24 protein-coding genes and 2 pseudogenes are annotated in these 20,087 nt (G+C 64.1%); 4 read left to right on the top strand and 22 right to left on the bottom strand.

What is annotated here, in order from left to right; translation table 11 throughout:
- Positions 1 to 251: 251 nt before the first annotated feature.
- From prfB to ACZYX4_RS03190, 6 genes are all read right to left on the bottom strand, one after another.
- Complete coding sequence (gene prfB / locus ACZYX4_RS03215; RefSeq protein WP_463873626.1) at positions 252 to 1,367, bottom strand: peptide chain release factor 2; 1,116 nt, start codon at positions 1,365 to 1,367, stop codon at positions 252 to 254.
- Positions 1,368 to 1,444: 77 nt separating this feature from the next.
- Positions 1,445 to 1,855 (bottom strand): pilus assembly protein TadG-related protein, encoded by a 411-nt coding sequence (locus ACZYX4_RS03210; protein ID WP_463873943.1) that lies wholly within the window; start codon positions 1,853 to 1,855, stop codon positions 1,445 to 1,447.
- Positions 1,856 to 1,947: 92 nt separating this feature from the next.
- Positions 1,948 to 2,457, bottom strand: coding sequence for a hypothetical protein (locus tag ACZYX4_RS03205; protein WP_463873625.1), 510 nt, complete (start codon positions 2,455 to 2,457; stop codon positions 1,948 to 1,950).
- On the bottom strand, positions 2,438 to 2,836 hold the full coding sequence (locus tag ACZYX4_RS03200) for a TadE/TadG family type IV pilus assembly protein (protein WP_463873624.1): 399 nt from the start codon (positions 2,834 to 2,836) through the stop codon (positions 2,438 to 2,440). Before ACZYX4_RS03200 ends, ACZYX4_RS03205 begins: the two co-directional genes overlap by 20 nt.
- Before the next feature lie 3 nt (positions 2,837 to 2,839).
- Positions 2,840 to 3,088, bottom strand: a complete 249-nt coding sequence (locus ACZYX4_RS03195; protein WP_463873623.1) for a hypothetical protein — start codon at positions 3,086 to 3,088, stop codon at positions 2,840 to 2,842.
- A 258-nt stretch (positions 3,089 to 3,346) separates the two neighbouring features.
- A complete protein-coding gene (locus tag ACZYX4_RS03190) occupies positions 3,347 to 3,703 on the bottom strand; it encodes a hypothetical protein (RefSeq protein ID WP_463873622.1) in 357 nt (118 codons plus the stop codon).
- Between the two features lie 102 nt (positions 3,704 to 3,805).
- Here ACZYX4_RS03190 and ACZYX4_RS03185 point away from each other — a divergent pair, with 102 nt between their 5' ends.
- Both ACZYX4_RS03185 and ACZYX4_RS03180 read left to right on the top strand, forming a co-directional pair.
- Entirely contained in the window at positions 3,806 to 4,048 is a 243-nt protein-coding gene (locus ACZYX4_RS03185) for a helix-turn-helix domain-containing protein (RefSeq protein WP_463873621.1), read from the top strand.
- Between the two features lie 696 nt (positions 4,049 to 4,744).
- Positions 4,745 to 4,876: a hypothetical protein gene (locus ACZYX4_RS03180; RefSeq protein ID WP_463873620.1), complete on the top strand. Its 132-nt coding sequence runs from the start codon at positions 4,745 to 4,747 to the stop codon at positions 4,874 to 4,876.
- A gap of 927 nt (positions 4,877 to 5,803) precedes the next feature.
- Here ACZYX4_RS03180 and ACZYX4_RS03175 read toward each other — a convergent pair.
- The 16 genes from ACZYX4_RS03175 to ACZYX4_RS03100 form a co-directional block, all read right to left on the bottom strand.
- Positions 5,804 to 6,469, bottom strand: a complete 666-nt coding sequence (locus ACZYX4_RS03175) for an HK97 family phage prohead protease (protein ID WP_463873619.1) — start codon at positions 6,467 to 6,469, stop codon at positions 5,804 to 5,806.
- A 32-nt stretch (positions 6,470 to 6,501) separates the two neighbouring features.
- On the bottom strand, positions 6,502 to 7,725 hold the full coding sequence (locus ACZYX4_RS03170) for a phage major capsid protein (RefSeq protein ID WP_463873618.1): 1,224 nt from the start codon (positions 7,723 to 7,725) through the stop codon (positions 6,502 to 6,504).
- Positions 7,726 to 7,941: 216 nt separating this feature from the next.
- Positions 7,942 to 8,445, bottom strand: a complete 504-nt coding sequence (locus ACZYX4_RS03165) for a hypothetical protein (protein ID WP_463873617.1) — start codon at positions 8,443 to 8,445, stop codon at positions 7,942 to 7,944.
- Positions 8,446 to 8,668: 223 nt separating this feature from the next.
- Positions 8,669 to 8,929, bottom strand: coding sequence for a hypothetical protein (locus ACZYX4_RS03160; protein WP_463873615.1), 261 nt, complete (start codon positions 8,927 to 8,929; stop codon positions 8,669 to 8,671).
- Positions 8,930 to 9,065: 136 nt separating this feature from the next.
- On the bottom strand, positions 9,066 to 9,299 hold the full coding sequence (locus ACZYX4_RS03155; protein WP_463873614.1) for a hypothetical protein: 234 nt from the start codon (positions 9,297 to 9,299) through the stop codon (positions 9,066 to 9,068).
- Positions 9,296 to 9,451 (bottom strand): hypothetical protein, encoded by a 156-nt coding sequence (locus tag ACZYX4_RS03150; RefSeq protein ID WP_463873613.1) that lies wholly within the window; start codon positions 9,449 to 9,451, stop codon positions 9,296 to 9,298. Before ACZYX4_RS03150 ends, ACZYX4_RS03155 begins: the two co-directional genes overlap by 4 nt.
- Before the next feature lie 2 nt (positions 9,452 to 9,453).
- The gene (locus ACZYX4_RS03145) at positions 9,454 to 10,530 is read right to left on the bottom strand and encodes a hypothetical protein (protein WP_463873612.1); all 1,077 of its coding nucleotides are present in this window, start codon (positions 10,528 to 10,530) and stop codon (positions 9,454 to 9,456) included.
- Positions 10,520 to 10,951 (bottom strand): hypothetical protein, encoded by a 432-nt coding sequence (locus ACZYX4_RS03140; RefSeq protein WP_463873611.1) that lies wholly within the window; start codon positions 10,949 to 10,951, stop codon positions 10,520 to 10,522. Before ACZYX4_RS03140 ends, ACZYX4_RS03145 begins: the two co-directional genes overlap by 11 nt.
- On the bottom strand, positions 10,948 to 11,142 hold the full coding sequence (locus ACZYX4_RS03135; protein ID WP_463873610.1) for a DUF6011 domain-containing protein: 195 nt from the start codon (positions 11,140 to 11,142) through the stop codon (positions 10,948 to 10,950). The genes ACZYX4_RS03140 and ACZYX4_RS03135 overlap by 4 nt, the downstream gene beginning before the upstream one ends.
- A 156-nt stretch (positions 11,143 to 11,298) precedes the next feature.
- Positions 11,299 to 11,508: a hypothetical protein gene (locus ACZYX4_RS03130; RefSeq protein ID WP_463873609.1), complete on the bottom strand. Its 210-nt coding sequence runs from the start codon at positions 11,506 to 11,508 to the stop codon at positions 11,299 to 11,301.
- Between the two features lie 256 nt (positions 11,509 to 11,764).
- A complete protein-coding gene (locus tag ACZYX4_RS03125; RefSeq protein WP_463873608.1) occupies positions 11,765 to 13,150 on the bottom strand; it encodes a recombinase family protein in 1,386 nt (461 codons plus the stop codon).
- A gap of 10 nt (positions 13,151 to 13,160) precedes the next feature.
- Positions 13,161 to 14,042, bottom strand: coding sequence for a type II secretion system F family protein (locus ACZYX4_RS03120; protein WP_463873607.1), 882 nt, complete (start codon positions 14,040 to 14,042; stop codon positions 13,161 to 13,163).
- Positions 14,039 to 14,893, bottom strand: a complete 855-nt coding sequence (locus ACZYX4_RS03115; RefSeq protein WP_463873606.1) for a type II secretion system F family protein — start codon at positions 14,891 to 14,893, stop codon at positions 14,039 to 14,041. The genes ACZYX4_RS03120 and ACZYX4_RS03115 overlap by 4 nt, the downstream gene beginning before the upstream one ends.
- Positions 14,893 to 16,116 carry a CpaF family protein gene (locus ACZYX4_RS03110; RefSeq protein ID WP_463873605.1) on the bottom strand — a complete coding sequence of 408 codons (1,224 nt, stop codon included), beginning with the start codon at positions 16,114 to 16,116 and terminating at the stop codon, positions 14,893 to 14,895. The genes ACZYX4_RS03115 and ACZYX4_RS03110 overlap by 1 nt, the downstream gene beginning before the upstream one ends.
- A gap of 153 nt (positions 16,117 to 16,269) precedes the next feature.
- Complete coding sequence (gene galE, locus ACZYX4_RS03105; protein WP_463873604.1) at positions 16,270 to 17,313, bottom strand: UDP-glucose 4-epimerase GalE; 1,044 nt, start codon at positions 17,311 to 17,313, stop codon at positions 16,270 to 16,272.
- A gap of 325 nt (positions 17,314 to 17,638) precedes the next feature.
- The gene (locus ACZYX4_RS03100) at positions 17,639 to 17,839 is read right to left on the bottom strand and encodes a hypothetical protein (RefSeq protein ID WP_463873963.1); all 201 of its coding nucleotides are present in this window, start codon (positions 17,837 to 17,839) and stop codon (positions 17,639 to 17,641) included.
- On the opposite strand from ACZYX4_RS03100, the pseudogene ACZYX4_RS03095 reads away from it, so the two are divergent.
- Both ACZYX4_RS03095 and ACZYX4_RS03090 read left to right on the top strand, forming a co-directional pair.
- Positions 17,826 to 18,842 (top strand): annotated as a pseudogene (locus ACZYX4_RS03095) (GH25 family lysozyme); the annotation flags it as partial. The gene ACZYX4_RS03100 and the pseudogene ACZYX4_RS03095 sit on opposite strands and share 14 nt — an antisense overlap.
- Positions 18,803 to 19,936, top strand: a pseudogene (locus tag ACZYX4_RS03090) (IS1380 family transposase); the annotation flags it as partial. The pseudogenes ACZYX4_RS03095 and ACZYX4_RS03090, both read left to right, overlap by 40 nt.
- Positions 19,937 to 20,087: the final 151 nt, after the last annotated feature.

The following is a 20,087-nucleotide window of genomic DNA, read 5'->3' as shown; positions in this document are numbered from 1 at the left end:
GGACGTGGGCGGGGACTGCCCTGTTCTGCTGCCGGCGCGCGGGCTTTCTAGTGGGGGAAGTAGAGCTCCGGCTTCTCGACTATACGCACGCGCCCCGGCGGAACGGCCTGAGTGCGCAGGCGTGTCGCAGGAATAGACGCGAGGGGCCGGTGTGACGCAGGAGACAGTAGGGGCACGCCCCAGGCGCCGGGGCAGCTCTGCCGCCGGCGGGTACCGGCCCGCGGGCTACGTGACGGTTACGTCACTGCAGGTCACTTGTCCGCGTTGCGGTTGTCGGTCCGCCAGCGGATGCCGGCGTCGATGAAGTCGTCGATCTCGCCGTCGAACACGGCCGAAGTGTTGCCGACCTCATGCTCGGTGCGGAGGTCCTTGACCATCTGGTACGGGTTCAGGACGTAGGAGCGCATCTGGTCGCCCCAGGAGGCCTTCACGTCACCGGCGAACGCCTTCTTCTCGGCGTCCTCCTGTTCCTTCTTGAGCAGCAGCAGCCGGGACTGCAGCACCCGCAGGGCCGCCGCGCGGTTCTGCAGCTGGGACTTCTCGTTCTGCATGGACACCACGGTGCCGGTGGGGATGTGCGTCAGGCGCACGGCGGAGTCCGTCGTGTTGACGGACTGGCCGCCCGGGCCGGAGGAGCGGAACACGTCGACGCGGATCTCGTTGTCCGGGATATCGATGGAGTCCGTCGATTCGATCAGCGGGATGACCTCGACGGCGGCGAACGAGGTCTGGCGGCGGCCCTGGTTGTCGAAAGGGCTGATCCGGACCAGACGGTGGGTGCCGGCCTCGACGCTGAGGGTGCCGTAGGCGTAAGGCGCCTTGACCTCGAAGGTGGCGGACTTCAGCCCGGCCTCTTCGGCGTAGGAGGTGTCCATGATGGTGGTCGGGTAGCCGTGGCGTTCGGCCCAGCGCAGGTACATCCGGAGCAGCATTTCAGCGAAGTCCGCCGCGTCCACACCGCCGGCGCCGGCGCGGATGCTGACGACGGCTTCCCGCTCGTCGAACTCGCCGGACAGCAGGGTGACCACCTCGAGGTCCTTCAGCGCCTTGCGGATCGATTCGAGCTCGACGGCGGCCTCGCCCATGGAGTCGGCGTCGTCCTCGTCCTCGCCTAGCTCCACGAGGACCTCAAGATCGTCGATCCGCGAGGTGAGGGAATCCAGGCGGGCCAGTTCGGACTGGCGGTGCGAGAGCCTCGAGGTGATGACCTGCGCGGCCGCGGGGTCATCCCACAGGTTGGGTTCGCCGGCACGTTCGCTGAGTTCGGCGATGTCTTCCTTCAGCGCCTCGACATTCGAAACGTTCTCGATGGAGGCGTAGGTGGCGCGCAGGGCGCGGATTTCTGCGGGAAAATCGATGTTTGCCATGGTTTTTTAAGCCTACGCTATCCGTGCAGGCCGCCCGGACTGGGGTGCGCGGCCCGGCTGGGGGCCCGCCGGGCCAGCTAGCGCGTGAGCCGGGAACGCGCCGTCGAACTCGCCTCGATCCTGATGCCGTCGGGGACCAGAAAGGTGACCACCGGCGGGTGGACGGCGGCGCTGAGGACCACGACGGCGGTGGAACCGTCCGGGCTGCCCGTTCCCGGCCCGACGGCGAGACCGCTGAACCGGCCCGAGGCGCTGCTGCGGTCCAGGAACTCGACGGCGGTGCTCCGGACGCGGGCTCCGGTCAGGCTGGCGGTCGGGCTGCCGCCGCCCGTTTCGAGCTGTCCCAGGGTGAAGCTGTCCGCGGCGGCCACCGAGGCGCCGTCGGCCAGCGACAGGAGCTTTTTGTGCTCGATGTAGACGCTGGAGGCGGCGACGACCACCGTCGTGAGAAGCAGCGCGAGCAGCACGAAGCCGATGATCAGCACCATCAGTTGCCCGGCGTCGTTGCCCTGGCTCCGGGGCGGCTGATCCGGTTCCGGTCCCTGCCGCGGGCGCCCTGCGCGCTGCCTGCGGGGACGGCTCACCGGAAGCGGCCCACCAGTTGGGTGGCGGAGGCGCTGAGCTGCCCGGCGTTCAGGTTGAGCACGCCGCTGACCGGGACGAACGGCAGCGGCACGCTCAGATGGACGGTGACCGTCACAGCCGATCCCGCTGCCAGGCAGTCCGCGGGGGCACAGCTGGTTTCGACGCGGGCATTGGCCGCGGGGTGACCATGGTCGGCGAGCGCCAGCAGGACGGCCTGCTCGGCGGCCGCCCGCCCGGCGGCGGCATCCGTCTGGGCCACGAAGACCTTCGCGGCCTGGTCCGCGGCGCCGACGACTGCGAATGAGCCGCCCTGGAGCTGGCCCATCGTGATGATGAAGTAGACCAGCGGCACCATAAGAAGCAGCGACAGGAACGTGAATTCGACGACTGCGCTTCCCCGTTGGGCATCGCCGGGGACGCGGGCATCCGCTGCCGCGGCGTCATCCCCGGACCCACGGTCCCCAGCGGCAGGGCCGGCCGGCGAGTCAGGGCTGGATGGCCGCATGCCCCTTCACCTCCAAAACTGCGCGGGGACCGATCAGTCCGACCACAGGCAGCGGCGCGCGGACCGTGACTTCCAGGGTCCGGACGCCCTGGTACGTGGCTTCGCTCGTCGTCACGTCCTCGGCGAACGCAGGGTTGAGCGCGACGCCAATCAACTGCGCTGTCCGCTCCCTGGCGTCGACGGCGCTGCGGTCCGCGAGGGTGCCGTATCTGGCGCCCGACGCCGCGGCGTCGATCAGTGTGTTCCGGACGTGCAGAACGAGGGTGAGCTGGACGATGGCAAGGAAGAACAGCGTCAGCAGCGCCCCCACGAGGACAAAGTCCACCACCGCCGAACCCCGTTCGTCAGTTTTGCCCCAGCCGGCGCCGGGCAGGTGCACGTGCTACTGCCCGACCTTGTCCATGGCCTGGTTGAACAGTCCTTCCAGGGCAGGGACGGCGATTGCGAGGAGTGCGGCGACGAGGACGGCCGACATCAAGGTGATCATCACCCAGCCGGGCACATCGCCCCGCTCGCGGGGGTCCCCAGGCCTTTCAGGCTTCCGGACAATGGCCGAATGCGTCCCGGCAAGCCCGGGCGCCAGGCTGATGGTGCAGAGCAACAGCGCCATGCGGTTAAGGATGTGTTTCACGTTCTCCCCCTCTGGTTGGTCCTTCGTTTCGTCTTCCTGCGGTTTCCCTGCTGTTCCTTTTTGCCGTTGTTACAGCCCCATGCTGAGGGCGGCCAGCCCCGGAAAAACGGCGAACACAACCGTCAGCGGCAGGACGCCGAAGACGACGGGAACAACAATCGTGCAGTACTTGCGTTATTTCTCGACACAAACAAGCCCCGGCGGACAACCGCCGGGGCTTGGGAAGAGTTGGAAAGTGGTAGGGGTACCCCGCAGTTGCTACGCCTCTACTTGCTTGGCGGCGGCCGAGCGGAGGGCAGCGGCAAACTTCTGTGCCTTCGGCTGGTCGCCGCGCTTCACCTCTGCGGTCCACGCAAAATTCGGCCCCTCAACCAGCAGATACGACTCACCGCCGGACTTCTTCTTCGCAGCCAGAGCGAACAAACCAATAGCCGCGAACCTCGTCAGCGTCACACGCTGGGACAGCGCTTCGCCGGATTCCACAGATACGGTCACTCCGGCCAATGGAAACTCGCCCTTCTGCTTAGGGTCAAGGTTCCTAACCCTGTCCGAATAGAGCGAGAGAAGTCCATACGTTGCTACGGGCGCTTTGGCGGCCCATTCCTTTAGTCCCATGGAACGGGAGTCTATATCGCTCCGACCAAAGAATTACCCTGAACCGCGATTTCAAGTGCCGAAAGGGAAACAACTCAGCACGGATGCGCTAGGTTTATCCGCGTGGAAACATATGCACAACGCCTGGAAGCCTCACTTTCGCGACAGATCCGAGTGGAGCTAACCGAGCGCGACATGGACCAGCAGGACCTAGCCGATGCCATCGGCGTAGGACGTGCAGCACTAAACCGCTACCTCAGGGACCACCGCAGCATGCCGATGCCGACATTCTTCAAGGTCGCTGAGATCCTGGCCGTCAGGCCGCACATTTTGTTGCAGCGTGCCCAGGACCGCATATCGGATTAGAGGCACCGCTGCTGCGCGGCGACTTGGTCGGGTTTAGACGCTACGCTCCGAGGCGTTATGCCTGCTCTGGTTTATCTACGGCACCTACCTACGATGATTGCTGGTCGCTTTGCATTCATGGTCGGGATGATATTTGTGCTTGTCGACGTCAGCCATGCTGCGGCCGGTATTGACCATCAGCGTCGCACGCGAGCCAGCGTCAAGGGTTCAACGTAGGTCTGGGGAAGATTTTTACAGCCAGCGGTAAGGACCCCCGTCCTGTGGATTAGCCTGTGGACAGACTCCGTCAAACGCCCGCGATTCGACCATATGGGCCACATTGTCTCTTGGGCTGGCCTGTCCGAACCACACGGATGTAACCCGGGGATGGGAGAATCACACTTCTTGGAGCTAAGGTTTGTACTGGAAGCCGGGGAATCCGTCTTTGGGGTAGATACAAATCGACCCCGCCTTATTTGGCTCTGAACGCTCATTCAGAACCAGGCGAGGTCAATTGTCCGTAAATCCATGTCCGACGCCTGCACCGTTTGCAAGGGACCGAAAGGAATCTTAGGGAGTGTTCTAACACCTAAAACATACCCGTTACGGGTGCCCGAGGCAATTTTGATGTCCAGTGGTGCGACCAGCGCCCTGTCCAGACAAAGAGTTGCCGGGTGCGCGCAGGTGGTCGGCAACCTTATTCAAAGGACGTCATCCATGACCACCGACGAAACGAACAACCCGCCCGTCCCCGTCCCGAACCAGCGGCTCGCCAATGCTTGTTTGGTCGCTCAGACGGCAGTAGACATCGCTGGGCTCATCTTGGCCTGGTGGATTTACACCAAATAAGTTCGACGGAAAAAAGTAGCGAGCCCTTCACGGTGCACCGAGCATCGGGAGGGCTCGTTGCGTTGTCGAGTCGAAGTCGCCGCCGAGTTGTCCAGCTGTTGCTCTTCCGATGAGCGGGCCACTCTGCATGGCGGCGCCAGAGGAGTTGGGTCATAGCTGCGTCGCAAGCACAGCGAATCTCCCAGGGCGAGAGTCGCCCTCTAAACACAAGGAATGCCCCGGAGACGTATACACGTCCGCCGGGGCCTCCTTGTGGCTGGGGGGAACCACCTTGCAAGTCTATCGGGCACGTCCGGAACAATCTGTGGAAAACCTAGGGCGCCGCTGGGGCGCAGGCGCAGTGTCGGTTATTTATGCACTGCTCTGGGTTACACCGCTGTAATTAGGTGCATGCTGGTAAACGTCTGTACGCGATTTCCCAGCCAAACTTTCGATATGCCACCTTGTCGCCCCTATCATTCCGAGGTCAATGTGGTTGTGGCCGACCTTATGGGTCGTCGCGACTCAAGGGCAGACAAGGCCGATTCTCGCCTTCTCTAGCTGATTCGGGCGAGCGTGCACGAGCATAACTATAGATCGGGTGTTTCGCGGCCGCTGTCGCGCCTGTAAGCGGGCCTCAGGCCGGTCGTGGCAGGTCTGTGCCGGGGAGGGCTGTTCCTGCAATGTCGGCCGGATGCGGCGCCAGTCACAGGCATAAGAGGCCCCGGCACCTGATGGAGGAAAGTGCCGGGGCCTCTCTCGGCAGTGCAGGCGTGGCGCCTGGACTGCATGGCCGGGGAGGGGAGACGAGGGAGGCAACCCCTCGACCCGGCCAGCTTTATTGGGTGGGTGGCGCTGGCAGGTGAGGGAAAACCTGCCATCGTTCCTCCGCTCGGTAAATGTCACTCAAAAACCCGGACGGAGGTGACGTTTACGCCACGCCCAAAACTAATCAGCCCAAAGGGCCAGCTTCCGGCGCATCATGGCCAACTGCTCGCGCGCCGCGGGGTTCTGTGCCGGTGCCGGCGGGTTCCGGAACAGCGCCCGCAAATCGCCTGCCTCGGCAGCCCGGCGCACCTGCTCAAGCTCAAGCCCGAAGTGCTCAGCCAAGCCGCGCAAAGGTGTTGACATGCCAACCGAGGTATCGCGGTAAGCAGGGTTCACCACTGGGCTCACGTCAACCAGGTGCACGGCCGTCAGCGTACGCAAGGGCATGCCGTCCTCGGTCTCGCCCCACGTATCCGACACGGTGCGGAACGCGAAGCTGGAGTACCGCAGGTCGCCGCGCTCGGCCAGTGCCCGTACGTCGCGCCCCGCGCCAGTGTCCGGGAGGTCCACTTCGTACTTCAGGCCGGTGCGGTCTACGTACAGCCGCAGGGTCGCGGCCTCTGTAGTGCCCAGCAGGTAATCGTCGTTGTGGTTGAACCGTGCAACGACAGGCGCCTTGTCGCCCAGGGACTTGCTAAACGCCTTGCTGTCGACAACCTCAACAAAGCCGCCCAAGTTCTGCGACCGTTTGCCGAACACGCTGGCATAACCGACGAGCAGGCCGATACCGGTCCCGCCGGAGCGCAGTTCAACTCTCCCCGGCAGGTTCCGTGTTTCAAGCTCCATGTGGTGCCTACCTTTCCTTTGGCCCTACGTGGTCAGGATGCGGCGCCCACAAGGTGCTTGACAGCGCCGGACTGGTCCACCAGCAGGCCGTCGCCACGGATGAGGCAACGGAACGAAACGACATCGGTGTCGAACTTGAAATCGTCACTGCGCTCGAACCGCACACCGGACACGATGCGGGTCCAGTACCCCGAGAGGTCGCCGAACACAACAGACTTCGCGTTCAGCCCGGTTGCAGGCATGTTGGGGTCCGCATAGAGCGGGTGCCCGAGCAACATATCCGGCTGTCCTACCTGCATGGACGGTTCCCACAGGTAGCGCCCGGTAGTGTCCTTGAGCTTCCGGATCGCGCCCAACGTGGAATCCTTGACAAGCCACGCAGCCTCAGGCGAGTTCCGGTAGCCCGGTGCAACCGCGTACAGCAGATCCATGAGGTTGTCAGCGCTCGGTACGCCCACAACGCCAGTGCCAGTGGTGACGCCCAGCGACGTCGAAGTGAGGATGCCCGTAGGCTGGCCCGTGCCCGTACCCGAGATCAGATGTGCGCCCAGAGCGTTGCCAACGGCACGCCCGGCCTGCCGTGCAAGGTAGCCGGTCAGGTCGACGCCCGTGTCCTGCAAAAGTTCGGTCGGCACGTAAACCATGAGCCCGTACTTGTACGCCCCAAGGGAACGCTTCGCAAATACCGGATCGGATGAGGCAATGGTGCCCGATTCAGCGACGAGCGCGGCCGTGGAGTGCGTAGTCGTCACAGGAACGTCGACGGTTTCGCCAGAGTTGGTAACGAAAATCGTTGCACCGGCCCGGATAAGTACCGAGGACTCGATGATGTGCTCGTAAATCTGCCCAACCATGGACGTAGGGACGGTAGCGCCGCCAGCACCGACAGTGCCCTTGGACAGTGCCCGGTGCTCAGTAAGGGCGCGGTTATCGGCTCGGGTAACAGGCAGGTCAAAGCCCTTGCGCTCACCGGCCGCGACTGCCCGGAACTGGGCAATCAGGGCGTCGCCCGACTCCTCGCGGTGCTCACCCCCGGACGGCATGGAATCGGAGAGCGAGCGCTCGTCGGCTTCCATCTTGGTAACGCGGTCAATCTGGCCTTTCAGGCCGTCCATGTCCGCCCCGAGCCGGTCGAACTGGCGCTCTTCCTCGCCGGTCAGGCTCCGGTTTTCGCGCTCGGCGGTGTCCAGCAGTGCGCGCGCCTGCTCAGCAAGGCGGCGGCGGGATTCGAGGAGCTGGGTTGCAAAAGTTGACATCAGAAATCTCTTTCCTAAACAGGGGAGCCAGACGGGACGTTTACGGGCCGTGGTGGCTAAGTGGGTTGGGATTGCCGGTAGGTGCTCAACGCTGAATGGTTTCGCCTGTTCAGCGGAGTCATGCTCCGGGAAAATCTCGGCGGCATAGGCGATGCTTATTCGGCAAGTCGGTCTCTATACGGCGCTTCTCCGATTATACCAATAGGCGACAGCCGTTTACGGGTCGCCCGCGGCGGCCGCTTCTTCCGCGACGCACTTCTGGCAACCGCAATCAGCCCTGGACCAGCCGTACTCGTGCCTCGGCGTGCCAGGGTGCCGCCCTGCGTAAACCGCCCTTGCCAGCACGGCCGCGTCGCAAGCCACACACTCGCCCGATACGACCACAGGGAACGCAAGCTGGCACAGCACAGTCGGCCGGTGCACCGCGGCAAGCCACAGCGTAAGGTCGTCCCGCGGATCGTCAACAGCCACAGGCGGAGCAGGCGGCGGCGCGGGCGGCAGGGACGCCCGCAAACCAGCCAGGGCCTCGCGTTGCAGGCGGTGCCCCGTCGACACGATGTAACGCTTGCGGTCGCCGATCATTGCTTCATCCATGATCTTCGCCCCGGCAATAGCTTGCTCGACAAGCATTTTCTGCTCCTCGGTGCCAGCCAGGCGCATTGCCTTGATCATTTTGCGGGTGCGCTTCTCAATCGCGCCTCTCGGCGGCTTCTCGCCCATTTACCCTGCTCCTCCCTAATAAATCCGTTTTTTCTACGGTCGTCGTCCCAAAAAGATTGTGGTCCACGCCGCGGTGATTGCCGCCATGCCTGCCAGAAAAACCGGCACTCCCCCGGCGGTGTGTTGCCGCTGTCTCCCTGCTGTCTGCCCATGTCCCGCGTTGCCGCGCCCCGACTCGGTGTGGTCATAGCTGGGTGCCGTGTCGTTGCCACTGTCGGGGCTGTCACCGTTGTAGTTGCTCGTAGGCGATGCTGAGCCGTGTAAGCCGTGCCAGCTCTGCCTCACGCCCGCCCATGCGCCCATCACTTAGCACCTGGAGGAGCAGGGTGGTTGCGGCGGACAGCATCTCCCTGGCTTCGTCTTCGGTGGCTGGCTGTAGCGACTGCCAAGATTGCGTCGCTTCGACCTGTTTGGTGTCGATGTCTGCGAGCGCGCGCGTCATTGCCAAGACCCTGCGTTGCGCCTCGTGTATCTCCATGCTCATGGTGTCCCCTCTGGTGTGGTGGTTGTGGTGGTGGTGGTGCTTGTTGGCACATACGTGCCGGAGTTCTGTGGTGCCTGTTGCGGCGTGCCCGTAGCTGTTGCCCAGTACAACCACAGGTACAACCAGTAGGAGCGCATTACCGGTAGTCGATTGCGGCCGCAAGCGTAACCATCTCGGCCAGAATCTCGTCCTGCTGTGGCCCGCTGATGAGCAATTCAACGAGGGCGCACGCTACCTGGACGTAGGTGAGCGCATCGGGCAGGTTCTGCGGCAGGTGCGCCGCCCAGGCCACCGGGTCAACGACTGCGTCGCCGCCTTTGGCAAGGCGGATCAGTGCCACCAGGTCCTCGATGATGTGCTGCGTTTTCATTCCGTGCCCCTATCGTTTTGTGTGGCCTCGATCAGCGCGGCCTCCGCCTTTAGTGCCCGGTTCCGCCACGCAAGTGCCAACTCGTGCTCAGCCAGTGCCTTGCCCCGGTAAACCTCGATCTGGTGCATCAGCTCAGCCTTGCTGTACTCCACCGCTAGCCGCCCTGGATCACTTTCAGCATTTCTGGGTCGTCGGCGTACCACCGCGCCTCCCACTCGCGCCGCCGCTCGGCCGACATTGGCGGGTCCGGGATTCTGTACCCCCTGCCGACGTACTCGTGCCACGACTTCTTCGCAAGCCAGTTCTCAAGGTTGAAAACCTTGGTTGTCCCGCTTGCCATGACTTCGCGCCTGTAGATCGTTGCCGCCCAAAGAATCACTCGGTGCGATGTGCCTTTCAGCGCCTCCGCGTACGCCACCTCGATAGCGGCGCCGTTCCTCAGCGAACCCGGCCAGCCCTGCTTCAGTTCCGCCAGGTCGTTTTGCTTTTGTTTGTCCACGGAAAAAATTTCAGCCTTGACCACAGCGGCCGGTGACCTTTCAGCGGCAACGGTCTCTAACGAAACGTTCTCTGACAAACGGTCTCTAACACTCCTTCTATTCGGTCCGCAAAATTCGGTATCCAAGGCACGCAAATTTCCGCCCTCAAGGTGCGCAGTATCGTGCACAACCGCATCGGGGATAGATACGTTTTTTTGCGTGTTGAGCACGACCGGAAACTCGTACACGTTGCGCCGCCGCCAGCGGCTCAGCCTGCGCTTCGTGACGACGATGAATCCGGCGGCCGTAAGTTCATTCAGTCCATAGGTCAGCGACCGCTCTGAGATCGGGTATTCCTCGGCCAGCTTCTCAATGAGCGGTACGCCCGCCTCCGGTGAGTACCTGCGGGTGATTGCGTAGACCCTGAGTGCGTTCCCCGAGATTCCTGATTCGATCACCGCGGCAGGCACCTTGACGGTCTGCCTTGCCTGCGGGAACACGTAGTTGTTACGGCGCCCGTCAACCAGGTCAGGGTTCACGCGCACCAGCCCGGCGCGCGTAACCTCCCTAAGCTGTTGCCGGTAAGCGCGCGCTGTGATCCCAAGCTCACGGCCGATTGATTCGTCAGCCTGCCAAGTAGCGCGCCCCGGCCGGTAGCGTGCCCGCAGTGCCATGTAGAGCCTCAGTGCACTAGCGCCGATGTCAGCCTGTAGCGCGGCCAGCGGGATCATGGCGAACCGTTCATTTGTCATGTCGCACCGCCATGCCGCGCTCCTCAAGCATCTGGCATCCAGCGCGCAGATCGGCCTCTGAAATGCCTGACACCAGCGCCCAGCCCTTCCAGGTTGTGATGCCAGCCGGGCGCAGTTGCAGAGCAACGAAAACGCGCCGCGCCAGCGGCCGCAGTGCGCGCGCCTGCTGGTAGTCGGTGCGGTTGCCAGGGTGCGGCGCCCACGGCGTGCCGGTATCGGCGCCAGCCACGCGCACATCCAAGCCCTCCGCGGCGAGCATGCGCGAGAAAACGTCACCGCCAGTGCAGGCCGAGCCGGGACCGTGCCCAAAAAGGGTGAGGTCGTACCGCACGGCCGCGTTCTCCTTGCCGCAGGCAGGGCAGGTCATGCGCGTGAGCACTGTGGTGGATTCCGGTGCCGCTGGCACCTTGTGTTCGTTCATTGCTTCCTCTGTAGGGTTTCGGTTTGCTTACGCCTGCGGCACGTTGGCCCGAGGCGTGCATGGACGGATGCGGCGGCGAACAACGGGCGGCCGCAGTTAGCGCAACGGGCCGTCAGAACAAGGCCGACGAACGCGGCATAGCGTTGCAGTTCGGCGGTCACGGCGGCGGCTGGCACGTTCAGCGGTTCCATCACCGGCGCTTACCCTTGCCTTTGGCTGGCATGCGGCCATAGTTCTGCTTTGAGCCGCCGACTGCGGCGAGAATCCGGTGCAGCTCACGCAGCGCCTCAGGCGACAGATCGCGCGGCGGCTGTGGCGGCGGTGTTGGTTTAGGAGCGGTCACGGCGTTACTCAGCGGGCCCCAGCAGGGCGGACAGGCGGCTGAGCTGCTCTTCACTCAGCGGAGGTGCTTCCGCCAGGGTCGCTGTGACGTACCTGGCAATCTTGACCTCGGCAAGGTTGCGGCGGGCCTGCTCAAGGTCGCCCGACTTGTTGTTCTTCCGCGACGCCCGGCTGACTGCACAGGCGGCGGCGGTGACAGAGTTGTCACGTAGCATTTGGGTGGTCCCCTTTGAAGAAACTGAATCTGTGTTTCCTGCTGGGTAGAGGCCGTTCCCTCAAATGGCTACTCCACGTATGTTTGTTGTACAACATCAATAATACGAGGCAGCACGGACTTTATCGGTTCCAAATACGCCCACTCGGGACAGTGCAATTGGACGCATAGGTGACAGAAGAATGCCCTCATTGCCACTTGGATAATGAGGGCATTCAGCTTAACTAAAACGAAATGACTAACTCTTGGTCAGAAGCTTACAGCCAGTGGATGTCCACCTGGTCAGGGTCAAAGTCCTTGCCGCGTCCCGCCGGGAGGACCGTCACGGTCATCAGCGCCCGGATGAGTTGCCGCTGGTTGCCGAGCGGGAGATCCGCCCACGCCTTGCCCACATCAGCGGAGTGGATCAGAGCGGCGGCAGGGTTGACAACCTCAGCCGATGCAATAGCCGCCTCGACCTCAGCGATCTTGCCGGTCAGCTTGCCTGCCTGCTCCCGGTAGGCGGCGGCTGACATCAGACCTTCCCCGAACAGGGACGCGAGCGTGTCCCGGCGGTCCCGGAGATCTGCGGCCCTGCTCCGGAGCTCCCCGGTGCTGTCCCCGGCGGTGAACAACTCCGCCGCGTCCGGCTGTGACAGCCTGCCGACGACAACGGCAGTGACGAGGTTGTCGATGTCGAGCAGGGATCGTTGCATGCAGTACCCGCCAAAGCACCGGTAGACCATGCGTTTCCCACCGCCCTTAGCAGGTACCGGGGCCGCGAACATCTTCGCCCCGCACTTGCCGCAGACGGCGATCCCGGACAGCAGATACTTGGAGTTCAGATCGTCGGGTGCAGTGCGGCGCCGCGGGTCCGTGAGTATTTCCTCCAGCCGCTCGGCGGTCTCGGTGTCCAGGATCGGATCCCACTGCCCTGCCGCTTCCTGCTGGGTGCCGTTGTACAGCCGGTGGCCTGCGTACCTGGGGTTCAGGAGCACGCGCCGCACCTGCGTCACGCCCCACTTGCCCTGCTGTTTCGTGGTGGTCGTCAGCCCTGCCTCATTCCACTTCCGCACCACAGCCGACAACGTCTCGCCGCCCAGGATCATCCCGGCGGCGTCCCTGATCGCGTCGGCCTCCTCCTTGACCGTGAACACCTTGCCGTCGGCCCGGTCGTATCCAAACGGTCGCCGCGTCCAGAATGCTTCACCCTTACCAGCCCTCTGTTTGTTGCTGAGCTTCTGCCGCTCGCTCTTGTGCGCGACCTCTGCGGCGGCGACTGCCGTAAGGATCTGCGCGGTCATTACGCCGGTAGCATCCCCCAGGTCCAGGGAACCGCCTTTGACTCCAACGATGTTCAGCCGGTGCGCCTTGCCCGCCTCGATGACTCGCGTGAGGTCTTTCATGGAGCGCGTGAGCCTGTCCATGTGCCACACAACGAGGGCGGTGACAGTGCCTGCCTCGATGTCCTTGAGCAAGCGCTCGAACGCTGGCCGGGTCTTGCCTGTGGTCGCACTGATCGAGTTGTCGGCGTACAGCACAGGATCGTCCCAGCCCTTGAGCTTTGCCTGTGCCCGGCAGTCGACCTCCTGCCGCTGGACGGCGGCCTCATGGCCTGACTTGTCTTCAGACTGCCTGACGTAAATAGCTGTTGTAGCGGTCATAGACCTAAGACTACAACTGAGTCACGAGTGGCACCATCATTCCGATTTCCTTCTTTCCGGCCGACTCCATCAGCTCGCGCTTGGCGGTGTCCCGGACGTCCTGGGCCTGTGCCCTCAGCACATCAGCGAGGGGAGTCCCACGCTCGACCGCCACGATCAGCCCGTCCACGAAACGGAGCAACGGGCCCAGCTCCGTCCGTGACGAGAACTCCTGCAGGGCTTCCACGAGCGGTTTCCCTGCCCTGGTCTCCGCCAGGACGCGGGCGAAGTCCTTGGACAGCTCTCCCCGGGCACTGCGGCACACCCTGTCCAGCGCACCCGTGGCGCTCTCTCCCGCGCTGACGGCGAGGGCCATGAGCTCGGCGATGCTGGGGAACTCTGCCATCATGCGCGCTTCGCGCTTCCTGACCTGGGCGCCCAGCAGATAGTCGCGCAACAGGAAACCACCAACGGCGCTGCCAAGCACCAGCACGACGGCGAGCAGGGGGCTGGAGCGTCCGGCCGCACCGAAGACCACGACCGCACCGACCGCCGCGACAAAACCGCCCGCGCCCCAGAGGAGCTGTTCGGCCCGGAAATCCGCTGGCGATTTCGCGCTCCCGGCCCTCGTCAGGCGGCGCTCCAGTGCCGCGGAACCGGGGTTCAGCCGCCCCAGCCACGAGATGGCGTCCCCAATGACCGGGCGCAGGATTTGTTCCAGCGGACCGAACAGGGTGAAGTTTCTCGGCGCAGCGCGCAGGAGTCGGGATTCCAGGTTATGGGACTTCAGCTGCGGGCCGATGCGTTCCACGAAGGTGGTCGGCCGGAGGAACGGCAGCCTGGTCAGCAACAACCAGGCTCCGCAGCCCAGGACGACTCCGCAGGCGGCGGCAGCCGCCATCAGCCCTGTCATCGGAGCACCCGTTCATCTGCCGGCAGCGCCCCAATACGCAGCATGACGGCATAGGCGACCAGGGACACCGCCAGTCCGCCCGTCAAAACGGCGGCCCCGAGGGGCGTGTTGTAGGCGGCCACAGCTTCGGGCCTGCTTGCCAGCAGCATCAGGACGATCCAGGGGGCGGCCACCGCCAGCCGCGCGGCGTTGACGGTCCAGGACTGCCGGGCCTCCAGTTCGCTCCTGGTCCGGGCACTTTCGCGCAGGAATTCCGCCAGGGTGCCCAGCAGCCGGCCGAGATCCGAGCCGCCCACTTCCCTGGTTAACCGGAGCGCCTCCACGATCCGGTCGGCCACGGGATCCGCCAGCCGGTCCTTCAGCCTGGTGAGGGCGGGATCGAACTGTCCTCCGGCGCGGTAGTCGGAGCCAAAATCGCGGAACACCTGACGGAGTTCCTCAGGACCCTTGTCGCCCAACTGGATGAGGGCTTCCGGCAGCGACAGTCCGGCGCGGATCGCCGAGCGGAGGTGGTCGACGACGTCGGGCCACAACTGACGCAGAATTGCCGCGCGCTTCCGCGCGCGCCATTTGACGATGGCCATCGGCAGCCAGCCGCCAAACAGGCCAAAACAGCCTGCGATCGGCCACGACCTGGTCACCGCAAAGATCACCAGGGTCGCAAACGCTCCGACGCCAAGGCAGCTCGCCAGCAGTCCGGGGCCGCTGACCCTCTCAATCCCCGCGGACCGCAGCAGATCCTCCAGAGTGCTCGGTCCAGGCCGGCGCCTGGCCGCCTGTGGCTGTTCCCAGGCAGACCACCAGATCAGCAGGAGCCCGGTACCGGCAAGCATGCCCACCAGCGCCGCCATCAGCGCGGCTCCAGCAGGGCCGCGACGTCGTACCCTGCCCGGGCAAACTTCTCGGCTGACGGCATCGAGTTGGCCCTGGGCTGCAGCTGGCCGTCGGCGACGGCGAACACCATGGATGACTCGATAATGCCGTTCTCGACCCTTCGGCCCAACGACAAAATCTCCGTCACTTCCCTGCGCCCGCTCGCGTGGCGGGCACAGTGGACCACGAGGTCGAGGCAGGAAGCAACCGTCGGAACCACAAAGGCGCTGGAGATGTTCTCGCCGGCCAGCAGCGGGAGCGTGCAGATCTTGGTGACCGCGTCGTGGGCCGAATTCGCATGGACGGTGCACATCCCGGGAAGGCCGGAATTCAGGGCGATCAGCATGTCCAGGCTCTCGGCCTCCCGGACCTCGCCCACCACCAGCCGGTCGGGGCGCATGCGCAGGGCCTCCTTGACCAGCCTGCGCATGGGAATTTCGCCTTCGCCCTCCAGATTTGGCTGCCGGCACTGCAGTCCCACAACGTCCCGCAGCGGAAACTGCAGCTCGAAGATTTCCTCGACGGTGATGACGCGCTCGCGGGTCCCGATGCTCGCCGCCAAACAATTGAGCAGGGTGGTCTTGCCGGCCTGGGTCGCGCCGGAGACCAGGATGTTCAGGCCGCTGGCCACGGCGGCTCCGAGGAACCGGGCTGCCTGCGGCGTCAGCGTGCCGAGTTCCACGAGGTGTTCGAGCCTGCTGGCCTTCACCACAAACTTGCGGATGTTGACGGCCCAGTGCCGCCGGGTCACGTCCGGGATGACGACATGCAGGCGGGAACCGTCGGGCAGCGCTGCATCTACGAACGGAGAGGACATATCGAGGCGGCGCCCCGAACTCTTGAGCATCCGTTCCACAAGGTCCCGGACCTGCTGGTCCGTGAGCGAGACAGAGGTCAGCTCGGACTCGCCGTTCCGTGCCACATAAATTTCATTGGGGGCATTGAGCCATATTTCCTCAATGGCCGGATCGTCCAGCAGGGGCTGAAGCGCACCGAACCCCGCCACGGCGTCGAAAACGAACCTCTGGGCGGGCTCGAGCGGACCGATTGGAGGGAGGGGCGCCAGCAGGGCCCGCTCGTCGTAATCCAGCACCGCCGCCTCAACGAGGCGGCGGACTTCACCAGCCTGCCTCAGGGGGTCCAGGCCGCGCCGGCGGATCAACTCGCGGACTTCGTCCTCGACAATGCGTACAGCCTCCACAATGGCCCCCATATGACTGCCGCCCTGTCTCCGGGGCACTGCAATTGGGTTAAAGCTAGAGGAGCAGGGTCGTCCGGGCAAGGGTGCCCAGGACGTTTGTGGATAAGCGGCCGTCAGCGGCAACCCGCCGCAGCCGGCCGCCGCCCGGGAACCCTATGCGACTGTGAGCCCGAAAGTCTCGTGAACCGTGGGGTAGCCCTGCGGGTTGCTAATCTGCCAGCGCCAGTGGTCCTCGCACATCTGCGCAAGGTTCCGACGCGCGGACCAGCCAAGATCTGCGAGTGCTGCCGAGGAATCGGCGTAGCTGACGGCAGCGTCCCCCGGCCGCCGGGGAGCGAAATCGTAGGGCACGTCGTGTCCGGCCGCTTTGCCGAACGCCTCAATGACCTCCAGCACGGAGGACCCCCTGCCGGTGCCGAGATTCCAGCGAAACACACCCGACTTATCGGATAGATAGCTCAGTGCGGCGAGGTGGCCGGCGGCAAGGTCCATCACGTGGATGTAGTCGCGCACGCCGGTGCCGTCCGCCGTCGGGTAGTCGTTACCGAACACCATCACCTTTTCGCGGCGGCCCACGGCAACCTGCGCAACGAACGGCAGCAGGTTATTGGGAATGCCGCTCGGGTCCTCGCCGATCTGTCCGGACTCGTGGGCGCCCACCGGGTTGAAATAGCGCAGCAGTGCGATGCTCCAGCGCGGATCAGCGGCACCCACGTCGGTGAGGATGTCCTCGATCTGTTCCTTAGTGCGGCCGTAAGGGTTGGTGGCGTCCAGCGGGGCTTTCTCGATGAGCGGGACTTCCTCCGAGGCGCCGTAGACGGTGGCAGAGGAGCTGAAGACCAGCCGGCGCACACCGGCGGCGTCCATGCTGTGCAACAAGTTCAGGGTGCCCACCACGTTGTTCTGGTAGTACCAGAGGGGCTTCTGCACCGATTCACCCACAGCCTTCAGGCCGGCGAAGTGGATGACGGCCTCGAAGCCGCCCTCGGCGAAAACGGCGTCGACGGCGGCCGCGTCAAGCAGGTCGACCTCGCGGAAGTCCACGTTCTTGCCGGTGAGCCGCTCCACCCGGCGCAGGGATTCAGGGTTCGAATTCATCAAGTTGTCGAGTACGACGACCTCGTGTCCCTCGTCGAGCAGACACAAGGTCGTGTGCGATCCGATGTAGCCGGCGCCGCCGGTAACCAATACCTTCATGGGCTCCAGCTTAGAAGAATCCTCGGGCCCCGACGAACAAAGTCGAATGTTTGGCGCGACTCCGCAACCAATGGACGCAAAAGAAGCGCCCCCCAATGATTCACACTTGTAACTTCAGTAACATCAGAATCACTGGTCACGTCGACACTACGGTGTTATCGTGTGAGCCCATCGAGTCGGACAATCCGTTGTGCGGCGGCTCCCGGACGGGATCGACAAGAAATAGAGATTCATAAATCGCGCTCACGAAGCGCACCATCGTTTCGGAGCAAAAAATGAAGCGGAAACAACTTCCCCTGGGGCAGTACACCGGCCTCCGCATTGGCTACACGTTTTTGCTGGTGGCCCTGCTGGCGGGCCCGATCCTCGCACCGCCGTCAACGGCAGCCGCGCCGCCGGTCACAGCGATTGCGATGCCGACGCCGGTCACGACACCGGCGCCGATAGCGGATGCAACCTCTGCACCGGCGCCGGTAGCGTCTGTCAAAGCCGGTGCACCCGACAACGCGGCGATGGCGGCTGCCATCGGTCCTGGTGGTGCAGAGATGGGGCAGCGATCGGCCCGTACTGTGGGTGCGACCCCGTCCGGTCCCCGCGATATTGGCCAAGCTCTGACCACCGAGGCGCTGGCAACGGAAGGCACATGGCGGCCGACGTTTGGGATCCAAGGTCTTGATGTCAGCGGCCATCAGCCCTCGGTCAACTGGCAGGAGCAGTGGAACATGGGTTCACGCTTCGCCTACGTGAAGGCAACCGAAGGCAACTATTTCAAGAGCGATGCCTTTGGTTCCCAATATCAAGGATCCCGCAGCGTCGGCATGGTCCGCGGTGCGTACCACTTCGCCATCCCTAACTGGTCCTCCGGGGCAGACCAAGCACGCTATTTCGTTCAGAACGGTGGCGGTTGGAGTGCCGACGGGTACACGCTGCCTCCGGTGCTCGATTTTGAATTCAACCCCTACGCTGGCCGGACCATTAGCGGCTTCTATTTTGGAAACACCTGCTATGACATGTCACCGTCACAACTAACGTCCTGGGTCCGCGACTTTGGGAACACGGTACGTTCCATGACAGGCCGCTTACCCGTTATCTACACCAACACATCCTGGTGGAAACAGTGCACGGCCGATGCGCCAGGGTTCGGCGACTATCCACTGTGGGTGGCCGCTTACCCGTCCGCCCCAACAAACGACGCCGGCGCTCTCCCCTCCAGTTGGAGCGACTACAGCATCTGGCAATACAGCAGTACCGGGCCTTTTGCAGGCGACTCGAATGTTTGGAACGGGAGCCTCGCTAACCTGAAAGGCTTCGCGGCAGGATATGCCGTCAATTTGTTGGGCACAATCGGTGCCGCGTGGACCGCAGCTGGAGGCGGTGATGGAAAACTAGGCCACCCGACTAGCAACGAGATCTGCGGGCTGGCCGGCGGGGGCTGCTACCAGTCCTTCCAGGGTGGCGACATCCATTACTCCCCTGGCACTGGCGCCCACGCCACATGGGGCGGAATCCNTCGACGCTTGGTTCGTTCCTGCGGTCCTTCACGTTCGGGCATGTCCGCCAACTCGACGCGGTCGCGTCCCGCTTCCTGGGAAACCTGGCCGGCCGGACACCGATGCTGGGTTCACCCACCGGCAGTGACTTCGTGTTCGTGGATGTCGATGACACGATCATCGAGGTCCATGGCTATGCCAAGCAGGGCTCCGGCTACGGATACTCCGGGGTCCGCGGACTGAACGCGCTGCTGGCTACCGCCTCGACCAAGGACAGTGCCCCGGTAATCCTGGCCTAGCGGCTGCGCAAGGGGGCGGCGAACTCCGCCCGCGGCGCCAAACGCCTGATCACCGACGCCCTCTCCACCCTCAAACGCGTCCACGCAGGCGGGAGGGTGCTCTGCCGCCTCGACTCGGCCTACTATGGCCATGATTCGGTGGCCGCGGCGCTGGCCGCCGGGGCGGCCGTCTCGGTGACAGTCCGCATGGACCCGGCCGTGAAACGCGCCATCGCCGGGATCCCTGAAACGGCGTGGAAAACCATCGAATACACCGATGCGGTCTTCGACGAGGAAAACAACACCTGGGTCTCGCGGGCCGAAGTCGCAGAAACCGTGTTCACCGCGTTCACGTCCCGCAAGAAAACCGAGCAGATCGCCGGCCGCATGATCGTGCGACGTATCCCCGAACTCAACAAGAAAGCCAGCGACGGGCAACCCACCCTGTTTGAAACCCACCGGCACCACGCGTTCTTCACCACCGTGGACGCAGCGGTCCTGGACACCGTCGCCGCTGACAAGATCCACCGGAAACACGCCATCATCGAGCAGGTGAATGCCGATCTGAAGGACAGCGCGCTGGCCCACATGCCCTCCGGCGTTTTCGCCGCGAACTCGGCCTGGCTGGTCGCCGCGGTCATGGCCTACAACCTCACCCGAGCCGCCGGCCGCCTTGCCGCCGGGCCGTTCGGCAAAGCCCGGACCGGCACGATCCGCCGCAAACTCATCCACGTCCCGGCCCGGATCGCCTCCAGCGCCCGACGCATCCTTCTTCACCTGCCCAAAAAGTGGCCCTGGCAAACCTACTGGGACGAGCTCTTCACCAGCGTCCACGCCCCACCGCAAGCGCCATAGAACCCCGCCCACCGCCGGACAACGGCCCGACCAGAAACACACAGTGGAACCCTACCGGCAGCGAGGCCGACAACCCGCCATGCCCGCAACCAAAACCACGGCCACCCCCGACAATCAGTCAGGACCAACCGCGGATCGGTGGATCAAGGCT

The organism is Pseudarthrobacter leeuwenhoeki, from assembly GCF_055412885.1.
The sequence above is the reverse complement of the archived record's forward strand: the minus strand, read 5'-3'. Positions and strand labels throughout refer to the sequence as shown.